This window comes from Bacillus sp. PK6-013 (genome assembly GCF_054161445.1).
Window position 1 is genome coordinate 3,455,127 of the sequence record NZ_CP096417.1, and the last position, 13,155, is coordinate 3,468,281.

12 protein-coding genes are annotated in these 13,155 nt (G+C 41.7%); 4 read left to right on the plus strand and 8 right to left on the minus strand.

Going from position 1 to position 13,155, the window contains the following annotated elements; all coding sequences use genetic code 11:
• Positions 1–207: 207 nt before the first annotated feature.
• A complete protein-coding gene (locus M1E03_RS17495) occupies positions 208–1,002 on the minus strand; it encodes an MBL fold metallo-hydrolase (protein WP_023855763.1) in 795 nt (264 codons plus the stop codon).
• A 104-nt stretch (positions 1,003–1,106) separates the two neighbouring features.
• Here M1E03_RS17495 and M1E03_RS17500 point away from each other — a divergent pair, with 104 nt between their 5' ends.
• Entirely contained in the window at positions 1,107–1,889 is a 783-nt protein-coding gene (locus M1E03_RS17500; RefSeq protein WP_020450530.1) for an MBL fold metallo-hydrolase, read from the plus strand.
• A gap of 46 nt (positions 1,890–1,935) precedes the next feature.
• Here the strand turns inward: M1E03_RS17500 and M1E03_RS17505 are convergent, their stop codons facing one another.
• The 6 genes from M1E03_RS17505 to M1E03_RS17530 form a co-directional block, all read right to left on the minus strand.
• On the minus strand, positions 1,936–2,514 hold the full coding sequence (locus M1E03_RS17505; protein WP_020450529.1) for a VanZ family protein: 579 nt from the start codon (positions 2,512–2,514) through the stop codon (positions 1,936–1,938).
• An 83-nt stretch (positions 2,515–2,597) separates the two neighbouring features.
• The gene (locus M1E03_RS17510; RefSeq protein WP_020450528.1) at positions 2,598–5,156 is read right to left on the minus strand and encodes an ABC transporter permease; all 2,559 of its coding nucleotides are present in this window, start codon (positions 5,154–5,156) and stop codon (positions 2,598–2,600) included.
• Between the two features lie 12 nt (positions 5,157–5,168).
• Positions 5,169–5,882, minus strand: coding sequence for an ABC transporter ATP-binding protein (locus M1E03_RS17515; protein WP_223254876.1), 714 nt, complete (start codon positions 5,880–5,882; stop codon positions 5,169–5,171).
• Complete coding sequence (locus M1E03_RS17520; protein ID WP_020450526.1) at positions 5,860–6,279, minus strand: hypothetical protein; 420 nt, start codon at positions 6,277–6,279, stop codon at positions 5,860–5,862. Before M1E03_RS17520 ends, M1E03_RS17515 begins: the two co-directional genes overlap by 23 nt.
• Before the next feature lie 287 nt (positions 6,280–6,566).
• Positions 6,567–8,003: an anion permease gene (locus M1E03_RS17525; RefSeq protein ID WP_020450525.1), complete on the minus strand. Its 1,437-nt coding sequence runs from the start codon at positions 8,001–8,003 to the stop codon at positions 6,567–6,569.
• A gap of 110 nt (positions 8,004–8,113) precedes the next feature.
• The gene (locus tag M1E03_RS17530; protein WP_020450524.1) at positions 8,114–8,461 is read right to left on the minus strand and encodes a general stress protein; all 348 of its coding nucleotides are present in this window, start codon (positions 8,459–8,461) and stop codon (positions 8,114–8,116) included.
• 195 nt (positions 8,462–8,656) lie between these two features.
• Here M1E03_RS17530 and M1E03_RS17535 point away from each other — a divergent pair, with 195 nt between their 5' ends.
• Together M1E03_RS17535 and M1E03_RS17540 are read left to right on the plus strand one after the other, a co-directional pair.
• Positions 8,657–9,040 (plus strand): YfmB family protein, encoded by a 384-nt coding sequence (locus M1E03_RS17535; protein WP_020450523.1) that lies wholly within the window; start codon positions 8,657–8,659, stop codon positions 9,038–9,040.
• A gap of 50 nt (positions 9,041–9,090) precedes the next feature.
• Entirely contained in the window at positions 9,091–10,119 is a 1,029-nt protein-coding gene (locus tag M1E03_RS17540) for an NADP-dependent oxidoreductase (RefSeq protein ID WP_328067185.1), read from the plus strand.
• Positions 10,120–10,162: 43 nt separating this feature from the next.
• Here M1E03_RS17540 and M1E03_RS17545 read toward each other — a convergent pair whose 3' ends face one another.
• Positions 10,163–11,293: a DEAD/DEAH box helicase gene (locus M1E03_RS17545; RefSeq protein WP_039073284.1), complete on the minus strand. Its 1,131-nt coding sequence runs from the start codon at positions 11,291–11,293 to the stop codon at positions 10,163–10,165.
• 137 nt (positions 11,294–11,430) lie between these two features.
• On the opposite strand from M1E03_RS17545, the gene M1E03_RS17550 reads away from it, so the two are divergent.
• Positions 11,431–12,987, plus strand: coding sequence for an ABC-F family ATP-binding cassette domain-containing protein (locus M1E03_RS17550; protein WP_020450520.1), 1,557 nt, complete (start codon positions 11,431–11,433; stop codon positions 12,985–12,987).
• Positions 12,988–13,155: the final 168 nt, after the last annotated feature.

Consider the following 13,155-nt stretch of genomic DNA (forward strand, 5'->3'; position numbering starts at 1 on the left):
TTTTCTCAGCTCCTTTCAGGCATACCTGCATTATAAATGAAATATCAGCTTATTTTGTCTAAAATTTCAGAAAATGATTCCTTTGGTATACAACAACATCCGAAATATAGAACGATGGATGGCCATCATCACATGTAAATGGTTAGTTTTTCCCTATAAAAAAACATTCAGCCTGGCTGAATGTTTTAATGGGCAGCATATGACATTTTACGAATCAGAGGCGGGAAGGCGGCCTGACAGATCAAGGAGCTCTTTGGAAAAATCGTTTCCTTTCATCGGTACACCGTGTCCCGTCAACAATGCAGCCGGTTTTAATTCTGACAGCTTCCGAACTGAGTCCGCCGCTTTTGTCCAGTCCATTGTGAAATAAGCCGGGGGTCCGTTCAGCTCCTGCTTTTGAATCGCCACTTCAAACAGAGATTCCTGCTCTACAGTTGTAACGGCGTCGCCTGCGATCAAGGTTCTGTCCGACTGCCGGAAAAGCGAAACATGACCCGGTGTATGTCCCGGCGTCTCAATCCATTTCCACCCTTTAAGAAACGGAAGCGAACCATCTTCAGAAAGCTGCTTTACATGGGACGAAAAGTTGATTGAGTGCCTCGGAAACAACGGAGACATCTTTGCAACCAGCCCGCTTTTTACTTGCGGTTTGGCAGGCGGATAATCGGCTTTTCCCGTTAAATAAGGCATTTCTTTTTCATGGGCGTAAACTGGAACCTGCCATGTTTCGAGAAGACCTTCCAAAGCGCCGACATGGTCGAAATGTCCGTGCGTCAAAACGATTGCTTTTAGGCTAAAATCGCCGAACCGCTCCTTTGCCTCTCTTAAAATAAATGGAGCGGACTTGGGCATTCCGGCATCGATTAAAACGGCTTCCCGCGAATCGGGATCGAAAATAAAATACACATTGACGATTTGCACCGTCAAACCGAATACGCCTTCGGCATACTCTTCCAGGACCCCGCTGTTGATGGATGTCAAAGGCATGTAAGGATCACTCATTATGTTCACCACACTCACTTATCATATATTTTATTACTTTGCACATTTGACTTGAGGATATGCATGGATAAGCACCTTTGAAAAAATGAAGGAGGGACAAACCAATGGGAGATGGTCAATGGTTTACTGTAACAGAGCTTGATGAATCCACATATGCGATCAGCGAATACGGGCATTGGGAAAATGTGCACTCTTACTTGCTGATTGGGGCGAAGGAAGCCGTTTTAATTGATACAGGTCTTGGTATCGGCAGCATGAAGACGGTAACGGATAGTCTGACCGATCTGCCGGTCAGCGTCATCACAACCCATGTCCATTGGGATCACATCGGAAGCCACGGTGAATATCAGCGCATTTACGTTCATGAAGCCGAGAAAGACTGGCTGACGGATGGAATCAAAGGGCTTCCGATCGAGCACATTCGCCGCGATGTCTCTCGAGATATCACCAAACCTGTACCGGCCGGCTTTTCCGCTGAAACATACACCCCGTTCAGAGGTGAACCGTCGGGAACGCTGCAAGACGGCGACACAGTCGGCTGCGATTCAAGGCCGCTCGTTATTTATCATACGCCCGGACACTCCCCGGGGCATATCTGTATCTTTGATCCGGCGTCAGGCTACTTGTTTACCGGCGACCTGCTGTATACCGGAGCCCCCATCTATGCATTCTACCCGACGACTGATCCGGTCCAATTGATTCAGTCGCTTGAAAAAATCTCGGCTATCGGGCGCGTGAAAAAGGTTTTCGGCGGGCATCATCAGCTCGGTCTTGCTCCTGACATTTTGCAGGAAGCCGGGCATGCGGCCCAGCATTTGAAGATGCATGGTCTGGCAAAGCATGGCACAGGCATGCACCGATTTAAGAGCCTGAGCTTTCAGTTTTAACTAAAAAAGATGATTGCCCAGCCGGGAATCATCTTTCGCGCTTTCCTCAAAAATGCAGACCTTTCCTGCGGTAACCTGATCCTTTAGCTCCGAACATGAAAGACGTCAGGCAGAAACCGATTACACCGCCGGCCGTATTTAAAATTAAATCATCCACATTAAAGGTTCTCGCCATTATGAATCCAGTCACAGATAGCACAAGCTGGAGACTCTCAATCAAAAAGCTTGTCAAAAAAACAAAAACCGCCGCTTTTTTCAGCGGAATTTTCCTCCATAGAACGGAAAGATACACACCTAAAGGAATGAGCAATAAAACATTAAAAAATGTAAGCTTGACAGAATTCCAAAAAAACCAATCAAACCCGCTCTGCTGATGCATTTGCACCCATTCAGCAACAAAATAAAACGGAATGAGCTGAATGTTCATTTGAGCGTATGCCGGCTGCGGCGGAATGTTGATTCCGCCTATCGTATAGTGATAAACGACGCTCAAATAAACAATAAAACTGGCAAACACCATTTTTCTAAAAAAACTTGTTTTTTTTCGGTTTTTCACAATGTCGTACAAAAAGTAGACGATTGCGCACATGAAACCGAGCAGCATTAAATCAACTGACCAAAACATTAAAATTCACACCTTTATTTTTAGTCACTATACTAACAAGTTTTGTGAATTTTCACCATAGCTCATAAACACTAATTACCAAACTATTCTTCCTTAGTTTTTAAAGCGTCAGAAATACTTATTTTTTTCAATACAAAAAATAAGATAGACAGTGAAATCAAAGATAAAGTACTTGTGAAAGCAACTGAATAAAAATAATATTTGAAATAATTATAATTATTATAGTTTTCAGGCATTGATAATGTAAGAAAAAGAATGATCGTTCCGCTTAAAAGAAAAGCTAATATTAAATAAATAGTCATTTCAATTATCAGGTCTTTCAAGACGGCTGTGACGCTTTTTCCAAAGGCTCGATTAATTGCAATTTCAGCTTTTCTTTGAATGATTCTAGAATACATTGTTGCAGCTAATGTTAAAACAGAGTAAAATGCAGTAACTGCAAATAACACAGTCCCAAGTATGGATAGGTAATTAGAAATTGACTCAAGTCTCTTATTATCTTCTGTTTCTGAATAATACAGACTTCCAGGAATTGATGAAACCATTTGTTTCGTCTTATTAATAATTCCCTTCTTTTTTTGTTTAGAAATTGAATGGTCAGTATATATTGTCAATTCTTTATAGCCATCAAAAACCCCAATTTTTTTAGCCACTTCTTCATAAATTAAAACTGTAATTCCCTCACGTTCTTGAGAAATCTGATTTTGTTTCATCAAGTAAGGAGACAAGATAATCCGTTCTACCTTCAAATCCCAATTTTCAAATTTTGGTTTTTTTTCATCAGAATATGCAATCCTGCCGATTTTCACTTCGTCTCCATTTATAATTTTATTATTCATTTCTTTTTGGTTTATTTCAGGAAAGAAAATAAAGGCTGATCTTGATTTTTTCACTTTCCTTACGGAACTTTCATCAAAACTATACATGCGTTGGAGATGTTTAAGTTCACTGTCATTCACTAATACAAAATTCACGTTAGGAATAGGTATAAGATTATTTGGTACTAAATTATCTATTGTGTGCTCAGATATTTCAACATTTATATTCTCCAGCTTATAGGTATTTATCCAAGATTTAATATTGGGTGAAAGTTGTTGTTTGGTTAGGAGCAAGGTGCTCCCTAGGGAGTTTGGAACTTTATCAATATAAACAACTCCTGGCAAGCGTTGAAGATCTTCTACACTTTTATAATCAAAAGAAACAGATTGATTGGTTTCGATAATATAGCCATTTACATGTTCCTCAGCAGTCAGTTGCTTAGATGAAAGTATAAAATCCGGTGTTGTTTCTTCGGATTTTTCAATTGTTTCATCGGCTATTAACTGGGTGAAGAAAAAAATCATGATCGAGAAAGACAGTATAACAATAAATAATATAGAAGATTTCCATCGAAACGTAAGTTGAATCACCAAAGACTTCAATTTAAAAGGAAACTTTTCTATAAATTGATAAACACGGTATCCTTTTGCTATAAGCGGATTCCCTTTTAAATTAGTATGAATTGTTTCTTTGCTTATTTTTTCCGTTACAATTAGTGCTGTTATACATAATGAAAAAAATAATAAGGTGAGCCAAATCGTGACGAACAGAGTAGATTCCAACAGAGGTGAAGAACTGTAGTTTTCAGTACGATATGTTTGATGATTTAATATCTTTTTCAAGTACACCCCAACAGGAAAAGATATTAAGAAACTCACTAAAACAATAATGGTACTCTGAAAAAAAACAAGAAGCCTTATATGATTTTTTTTTGCTCCGTGGGATCTCAGTATCGCAATTTTTTGCCGGTAATTCTGATAGAACACCTCAAATATTCGAAAACAGCAACACAACGAACCAAATATTAGAATGATTGAAAAAAATAAACATATATAGAAAATCCTATTATAGTTTTTATATCCTTCATTAAAAAGATTCTCATTTTCATATAATTGTTCAGGGCTAGATAAATGTTGCTCAAAATTTTCATTTATTTCTTGTTCGATCTTTTCTACATTTTCATTTTGAAGTGAAAAGATAAAACTTTTTTGTATATCAATGTGCTTATCTGCATTAAATTTTGTCGGACTTATAAAAACATTTGGATATGTATTCTTTCCTTTTTCTATATTTATTGGAGTAGACCAATTTGAGGAATAATTATTCACAATACCTACTATTTGATAAACTTCCTCAACAGCACCTATTTTTAATTTAACATCCGCTCCAATAACGTCATTTGTTTTAAAAGAGTCAGTTAAAAATGATTCAATGGCAATCTCATTTTTGTGTACAGGCATCCTCCCATGTAAAATATGTATATGCCCTAATTCTAAAGCACTTTTGTCAAACCATCCAATAGAAGCTCCGACTGAAGATTCATTAAAATCTTCAGTGTAACCAACTAAAAAAATTCCTCCTCCTTTTTTTACACTATGTATTCCTTTTAACTCTTTGAACTCCTTTTCACTAAGATTGTTAATTATAGCATGATGCTCACCATATTTTTCATAGGCCTTTTCTTTTGTGTATTTCAGAATTTCTTCTGTAGCGCTGTTCACCATAATAAGAAAGACCATTGAGATAGAGATTATTAAAACCATTAAATAAGATATTTTTCTTCTTTGGAACAACGACTTAAAAGCTAATTTAACCCAAAACATATTTCAACACCTTTATAAAGTTTTGACTCGTCCATCTTCAATTAAAAAAAGCTGATCTGGCCTCTCTATCAAGTTCTCTTCGTGTGTAACAATCACTAATGTTTTATCAAATTCTTTGCATAAAGAAACTAAAAGTTCAATAACTTTTTCCGCATTTTTTTGATCTAAATTACCAGTAGGCTCGTCCGCAAAAATGATTTCTGGATCATTTGCCATTGCTCTTGCAATAGCAACTCTTTGTTGCTGACCACCTGACAGTTGGAAAGGAAAAGATTTCAACTTGTGCCCAATCCCTAAAATGTTTGTCAGTTTCTTAATGTCCGAAATGTCTTTTTCCTTTTTATTAATCATTAGTGGTAGGATAATATTATCAAACACTGAAATTTCAGGTATTAAATGATAATTTTGAAAAATGAAACCGAAATTATTGCCTCTAATATTAGCTTGTTCAGGATCCTTTAATTTGTAAAAATTTTGCTGTTTAAACCACACATGGCCGTTGGTAGGTTCCTCCATGCCACCAAGAAGACTCAGCAAAGTTGTTTTACCTGATCCACTTTTCCCTAAGATTACATTAATTGAACCCTTGCTTATAGAAAGAGTAGTAGGGTGCAACGCATTAAATAATGAAGCACCCTCCCCATATGTTTTTGTTACTTGATTTGTCGATATTATAATTCTATTATCTTGTCTCATAATATTCTTATTGTTTAATCCTTCCTCCACCTTTTATATTAATTCCGTAATCTGAATATGTGTGCTTCGTAACATTAACTCTGTAAGTTCCTTTAGCCACTTTTCCTACATTTTTGCTATAACTTTTTCCGGTGGTTAATCTACCGGTACTGTAGCTAGTAAATACTCCTTTGCTAATTGTGACAGTATATTTATGAGTTTGTGACAGAGTTTCACCAGTTTCAGCCTTAATAGTTCTTGCACTAGCAGTTATAGTGGTAGATTTATTGCTTAGTTTATGTTTAGCTTCTCCAGTTACTGCTGATCGGATATTGAAAGAATATGGCTCATTATAAGCTAAACTCACCGTACTAAAGCCGAAAATAAAGACCAAAGCTACCACAGAGAAAGCACCAAATATTTTCTTTCTCTTTAATAATCTTTTCATAAATAATCCCTCTTCCTTTTTATCTTCTTTTTGGTTGTCCAATCAGAAACAGATCTGTCATATATTAGGTTAATATGAAAAATAATGTAAGTCAATGCATAAATTAGATTTCTATATCCATCATTTGTTTCAAAGAAATAACTAATATAAAACGGATATATGATGATAGATAGGCTAATTCCAAAGCTTTTAATTTATTACGACTTTTAACCGCAAGTGTGGAATTTCAAATCAACAGCATCGAAATTGACATAAAAGAAAGGACAGGATCTCTCCTGCCCTTCATTTTACCATATACCCAACAATTTCCACCATAAACCTCCGACAACAAGCCATGTCACAATATGAACAATCGACAAGATAAAGCCGATTGACCACCATTTGCTTTGCGGGATATAGCCGGCCCCGAAAAAGACGGGTGCCGCTCCAGCTCCGTAGTGTGTCGTCGAAGCAAAAAGGTTGCTGAAAAACGCAAGGCTTAATGCTGCGAGGAGCGGCGGAGCGCCTGCAGCGATAATCACGGCGAGAAAGGCCGAATACATCGCGCTGATATGAGCGGTTGCACTCGCAAAGAAATAATGCGAATAATAGTAAACCGCAATTAAAATGAGAAATGCGCTGACCCAGGAGAATCCTGAAACATACGATTTCATCGCATCGCTGAACCAGCCGACCATGCCGAGTTCATTCAAGAAGCTCGCCAGCATGACGAGCGCGGCAAACCATGTCAGCGTATCCCATGCGCCTTGCTCTTTCTTAATATCGTCCCACGTCAGAACCTGTGTCAAAAGCAGGACGGCTAAACCGATCAATGCCGTTGTCGTTGCGTCAATTTTCAGGTTTCCGCCGAAAATCCATAAAAAAAGGACGAGCAAAAAGACCGCGACCATCGAGAGTTCCGATTTTTTGAACGGGCCCATTTCTTTCAGCTTCTCTGTTGCGATTTTCGCCGCATCAGGCGTTTCTTTCACCTCAGGCGGATACAGTTTATAAATGACAAGCGGAGTGATGATCAAGCTGACAAGTCCCGGGACGATGGCCGCCACAGCCCAGCTTGTCCAGGTCAGATTCACACCTGCCACATCATGGGCAAGTTTGGCAATCAGCGGGTTTGCCGCCATAGCCGTTAAGAACATCGCTGAAGTGATCAAGTTCCCCTGAAAGCCCACCTTCAGCAAGAAAGCGCCGATGCGCCGTTCCGTGCCGTCCTTGGGCGTTGACTGAAAAGTTTCGGATAACGAACGGATAATCGGAAAAATAATTCCCCCGGCCCGTGCGGTATTACTCGGGATCGCCGGCGACAAAATCAAATCGCTGACAAGAAGTGAATACGAGAGTCCGAGTGTTTTTTTGCCGAACATCCGCACAAATAAATAGGCGATTCGCGCACCTAAACCGGTTTTAATGAATCCCCGTGAAATAAAAAAGGCAATGACGATCAGCCAAATCGTCTTGTTTCCAAAGCCGCTGAGCGTTTCTTCAATCGACAGCGTTCCGGTCAGCGCTGTGACCGCCAATGCGAATACGGCGATTGCCCCCATCGGCAGCGGTTTTGAAATAAAGCCGATAATCGTTGCCACAAAGATTGCAAATAAGTGCCATGCTTTCGGGTCCAATCCGGCGGGCGACGGAATAAACCAAATCACCGCTCCGACTAAAATCGTGACCGTAAGAGGAATGATGTTCAATGCCGATTTTTGTTCTGCATCTTTTTCTTTAGCCAAAACCTTTTCCTCCTATTCATATCGTTTTCGTTTATTATTCTACTCCTTCCCTGCCATCATTCAAATTTTATTTTATTAAAAAAACTGCCGACCTTGTCGGCAGTCTCAATTTATACCCAAGATTTCACTCTTTCATGATCCGTGACAAAGAGGAGGACTTTTCCTTCATCAAGCTGCTTCTCGAATTGTTCTGCTTCCTGTTTTGAAAAGCCGATCTCATGAATTTTATTGCGAAGTTCGTCCCCTTTTTTGTTGAAGATATTGCCCACGGCATTTTTAAGGCCTGTCTCTTCGGCTCCGATCGTATTGGCATCCGCGTTGTCCGCAAGTCTTTCAGTACGGTCGTCATCATGTGACAGAACGTAAATATCTTCTCTTGCAACTCCGATTTCTCTGAGTTCCTCAACATCCTTCATCAGTTTTTCATCATTAGTATATTGTCTTACTACTGGTTTCATATGAATCTCCTCCCTTTTTTCATGTTGTATTTAACACTTACCCTTTGTTTACGCGGCTAAACGGATGAATGCTCTGTCATGACATTTTCATTTCAATGTTACAATTGTTATAAATTTTCAGACAAAACGTTTGAAAGGATTGCCAATTCAGGTACATTACAAATAGACAAGGCTTTGAGATGGGGTGATTGAAGCGTGTATTATTTTTCACCGGAACAGCAATATAACGCATGGATCATTAGCGATTTGGTCAAGCAGATTTTTTCAAGGGAAGGTCATCAAGAAGTTGATACTCATCGATTTGAATCTTTTGCCGCCAGACGATTCGGCATTAATATCGATTACGTCTTTTCAATCATCATGAACATCGGCGATCCGGAAGAAAGGAGAACGGCAAGCAGCACCGAAGACCTCCTCTCTTCATATCTCCTGTCATTGCTTCCTTTTATCACAAAAGACATGTTTCAATTTTCGAGAGAAAATGCCAATCAATATCTTTTAAATGAAAGAAATGCTGATGTTTTTCATCTTTTTCTGCCCGATTCTGTGCTGAAAAAAACCTTTCATGCAACCCGCTGATCTTTTGCTAAACCTCTTTTTTACGTGGTAAGTTATAAGTAAAAGGAGGAATCATTATGTCGCAAAAACAAATTGAACTCGCAAGACGTCCGCAGGGCATACCTGTTATGGACGATTTTCGCATAAAAGAAACGGAAATTCCGGAAGCAAAAAAGGGTGAAGCGCTTGTAAAAACGCTTTATGTCTCAGTGGACCCTTATATGAGGGGAAGAATGCAGGACACGAAATCCTATGTCGAGCCATTTCCGCTTGATAAAGTAATCACCGGAGGCGTGATCGGCGAAGTGATATCTGCAAAAGGAGAAAAGCTCAAAAAAGGGGACATTGTTTTGGGCCGCTTGGGCTGGCAGGAGTATTCAGCGGTTCGCGAAGACAATCTGCAGAAAATCGATCCGTCCCTCGCGCCTGTTACCGCTTTTCTTGGGATTCTCGGCATGACCGGTTTGACGGCTTATTTCGGACTTTTGGACATCGGACAGCCAAAAGCCGGTGAAACGGTTGTTGTCTCCGGTGCCGCCGGAGCAGTCGGCTCCGCCGTCGGACAAATTGCCAAAATCAAAGGGGCGAGAGTCGTCGGTATTGCAGGCTCTGACGAAAAAACGGCATACTTAAAAGAAAAGCTCGGTTTTGATGAAGCAATCAATTATAAAACAACGGAAAATATGGCCTCAGCGCTTGAACAAGCTTGTCCGGACGGTGTCGATGTTTACTTTGACAACGTCGGAGGCACGATTTCAGATGCTGTCTTCCCCCTGCTCAATAAGTTTGCACGAATTCCGGTTTGCGGGGCGATTTCTTCTTATAACGTCAAAAGCGCAGAAGATGATATGGGGCCGCGTGTACAAACGGCCTTAATTAAAACAAGCGCCCTGATGAAAGGATTTGTTGTCAACGATTACAGGGACCGCTTTCCTGAAGGAACCAAACAGCTCGCCGAATGGGTAAAAAGCGGGCAGCTTCAATATGAGGAAACGATAACAGAAGGTTTCGAGCGGATACCTGAGGCATTTTTAGGCTTGTTTGAAGGAAAAAACCTCGGCAAACAGCTGATCAAAGTCGCCGATTCCGACAATGCCTGAGCATTCATATAAAAAAGAGGCCTGCCGGCAGCAGGCCTCTTTCTTATCTTTCAATAATCCGTCCTCTTTCATACACGATCCGCTGAAGCGGGATTTCAAGCTTCTTCGCCAGCTTTTTCAGCCTTTCCTCTTCAATGCGGTTGACAAGGCTGATCACGGTTCCTTCATTCCCCGCTCTTCCCGTCCTTCCCGACCGGTGGATATAGCCTTCAATGTTTGGCAAATCGGCGTGGATGACATAAGGGAGATCTTCGATGTCGATTCCGCGCGCTGCGATATCGGTCGCGAGAAGCAGCGTGAATTCGCCTGCTTCAAATGCCTGCAATATTTTGGCGCGCTCGATTTTTTTCGCCTCGCTGTGAAGAACGCCGATGTCGACATGATGAAATTTGAGCTTTTCGGCATACACGTTTAAGTTGCCGATGTCTTTGACAAAGACGAGCGCCTGCATGCCCGGAAGCCGCGAGAATTTTTGCAGGATCTTCACCTTATCCCGCTGGTCGCATACGAGAAATTGGTGTTTGATTTTTGCAGATTCTTCTTTCGACCTCTTGATCCTGAGAACTTCCGCTTCTGTCGTCATGCTGCGGAGCTCGCGTTCGGCGTCGTCTTTTAAAGTCGCCGAAAAACAGAGGAGCTGCCTGTCGCGGAGCGTCGATTTGATGATGCTTTGTATCGTCCCGCGATGCTCCGGTGTAAGCAGATGATCGGTTTCGTCAAGGACGATCGTTTTCACTTCATGCATTTTCAGTTTTTTCATTTTAATCAGCTCAAATACGCGTCCAGGTGTGCCCGCAATGATGTGCGGGTGTTTTTTCAGCTTTTCCTGCTGCTTTTTGACATTGGCGCCGCCGATCAGGGAAGCGGCTCTGATATCCGAGCCTTTTTTCCATTCGACGATCACATCAAAAATCTGCATGACAAGCTCGCGGGACGGAGCCAAAATCACAGCTTGCACGTTCTTTTGATCCGCCTCCAGCTTTTCCAGAATCGGCAGGACGTAAGCGAGCGTTTTGCCCGTTCCAGTCGGCGACTCGGCGATCACGTCACGCCCGTCCAAAATCAGATCGACTGCATTTTTTTGGACACTCGTCGGCTCTTGAAAGCCCGATGCCTTCCAGTTTTCTTGAATAAACGGTTTTGCTTTATTTAAAAATGGCCATCTTTCTGTCATGTTTTTCTCCTTTTATCAGGTTGATTCTGCTCCTAGTATCTCAAAACAAAAGCGGCTGCGCAATTTTTCTTTTATTGTTCCCTCTGAGTTCGATATAATCTTATAGAATACAGATTATATTTTTTGAGGTGCAAAACATGAGTTTACTTACAGTCACAAAGCTGAGCCACGGTTTTGGCGACCGGGCGATCTTTCATGATATATCCTTTCGATTGCTGAAAGGCGAACATGTCGGTCTCATCGGAGCAAACGGCGAGGGAAAATCGACCTTCATGAATATCATTACAGGCAAACTTGAGCCTGACGAAGGAAAAGTCGAATGGTCCAAAAAGGTCCGGGTCGGCTATCTTGACCAGCATACATCACTTGAGCGCGGACAAACAATCCGCGACGTGCTCAGAAACGCTTTCCATTATTTATTTGCGATGGAAGAAGAAATGAATGCCATCTACACAAAAATGGGCGAGGCTGACCCCGATGAGCTTGAAAAGCTTCTCGAAGAAGTCGGAACGATCCAGGACGCCCTGACCAACAACGACTTTTACGCGATTGACGCAAAAGTCGAAGAAATCGCCCGCGGCCTCGGGCTTAACGATCTCGGCCTTGACAGGGATGTCGCGGATTTGAGCGGCGGCCAGCGGACAAAGGTGCTGCTTGCCAAACTGCTCTTGGAAAAGCCCGACATCCTGCTGCTCGATGAGCCGACAAACTATCTGGACGAACAGCATATCGAATGGCTGAAACGCTATTTGCAGGAGTACGAGAACGCCTTTATTTTGATTTCTCACGACATTCCGTTTTTAAACAGCGTCATTAATTTGATCTACCATGTGGAAAACCAGGAGCTGACCCGCTATGTCGGCGACTACAACCAATTCCGCGAAGTATACGAAGTGAAAAAACAGCAGCTTGAAGCAGCCTACAAGAAACAGCAGCAGGAGATTTCGGAGCTGAAAGATTTCGTCGCCCGCAACAAAGCGCGCGTCAGCACAAGAAATATGGCGATGTCCCGGCAAAAAAAGCTCGATAAAATGGATATGATCGAGCTCCCTTCGGAAAAACCGAAGCCTGAATTTCATTTTAAACAAGCAAGAACATCCGGAAAGCTGATTTTTGAAACGAAAGAGCTCGTCATCGGCTATGATGAGCCGCTGTCCCGTCCGCTGAACTTGAGAATGGAGCGGGGCCAAAAGATCGCTCTGTACGGAGCCAACGGCATCGGAAAAACGACATTGCTGAAAAGCCTTCTGGGTGAAATTTCACCACTGTCGGGAGAAGTCGAACGCGGCGAACACCTTCATATCGGCTATTTCGAGCAGGAAGTCAAAGAGACCAACAACAACACATGCATAGAAGAAGTGTGGAACGACTTTCCGTCCTTTACACAGTACGAAATCCGCGCGGCTCTGGCGAAGTGCGGACTGACGACAAAGCATATCGAAAGCAGGGTATCCGTATTAAGCGGCGGGGAAAAAGCAAAAGTCAGACTATGCAAGCTTATCAATTCGGAAACGAACCTGCTTGTACTCGATGAACCGACAAACCACCTTGATGTTGAAGCAAAAGAAGAATTAAAAAGAGCTTTGAAAGAATACAAAGGCTCCGTCCTGCTCATCTCTCACGAACCTGAATTCTATATGGATATCGCGACAGAAACATGGAATTGCGAGTCATGGACAACGAAAGTTTTATAAACAAAAAAAGCTTGTTTCCTTTTAGGGAAACAAGCTTTCAGATTGTTGACAAAATCCCAAAACGGCTTTTTGTTTTGGGATTTTGTCATCCTTTCTGCGTGATTGAAAACCTTTGCAGTCTAGGAAGGCCGAGCATCGGAGCGGACTTTCACAGGAGGTGATGACGGC

What these genes read in the sequence shown, in the direction of transcription:
- M1E03_RS17495 (WP_023855763.1), bottom strand. Translation starts at nt 1,002, where the DNA reads ATGAGTGATCCTTACATGCCTTTGACATCCATCAACAGCGGGGTCCTG.
- M1E03_RS17500 (WP_020450530.1), top strand. Translation starts at nt 1,107, where the DNA reads ATGGGAGATGGTCAATGGTTTACTGTAACAGAGCTTGATGAATCCACA.
- M1E03_RS17550 (WP_020450520.1), top strand. Translation starts at nt 11,431, where the DNA reads ATGAGTTTACTTACAGTCACAAAGCTGAGCCACGGTTTTGGCGACCGG.
- M1E03_RS17510 (WP_020450528.1), bottom strand. Translation starts at nt 5,156, where the DNA reads ATGTTTTGGGTTAAATTAGCTTTTAAGTCGTTGTTCCAAAGAAGAAAA.
- M1E03_RS17545 (WP_039073284.1), bottom strand. Translation starts at nt 11,293, where the DNA reads ATGACAGAAAGATGGCCATTTTTAAATAAAGCAAAACCGTTTATTCAA.
- M1E03_RS17505 (WP_020450529.1), bottom strand. Translation starts at nt 2,514, where the DNA reads ATGTTTTGGTCAGTTGATTTAATGCTGCTCGGTTTCATGTGCGCAATC.
- M1E03_RS17520 (WP_020450526.1), bottom strand. Translation starts at nt 6,279, where the DNA reads ATGAAAAGATTATTAAAGAGAAAGAAAATATTTGGTGCTTTCTCTGTG.
- M1E03_RS17530 (WP_020450524.1), bottom strand. Translation starts at nt 8,461, where the DNA reads ATGAAACCAGTAGTAAGACAATATACTAATGATGAAAAACTGATGAAG.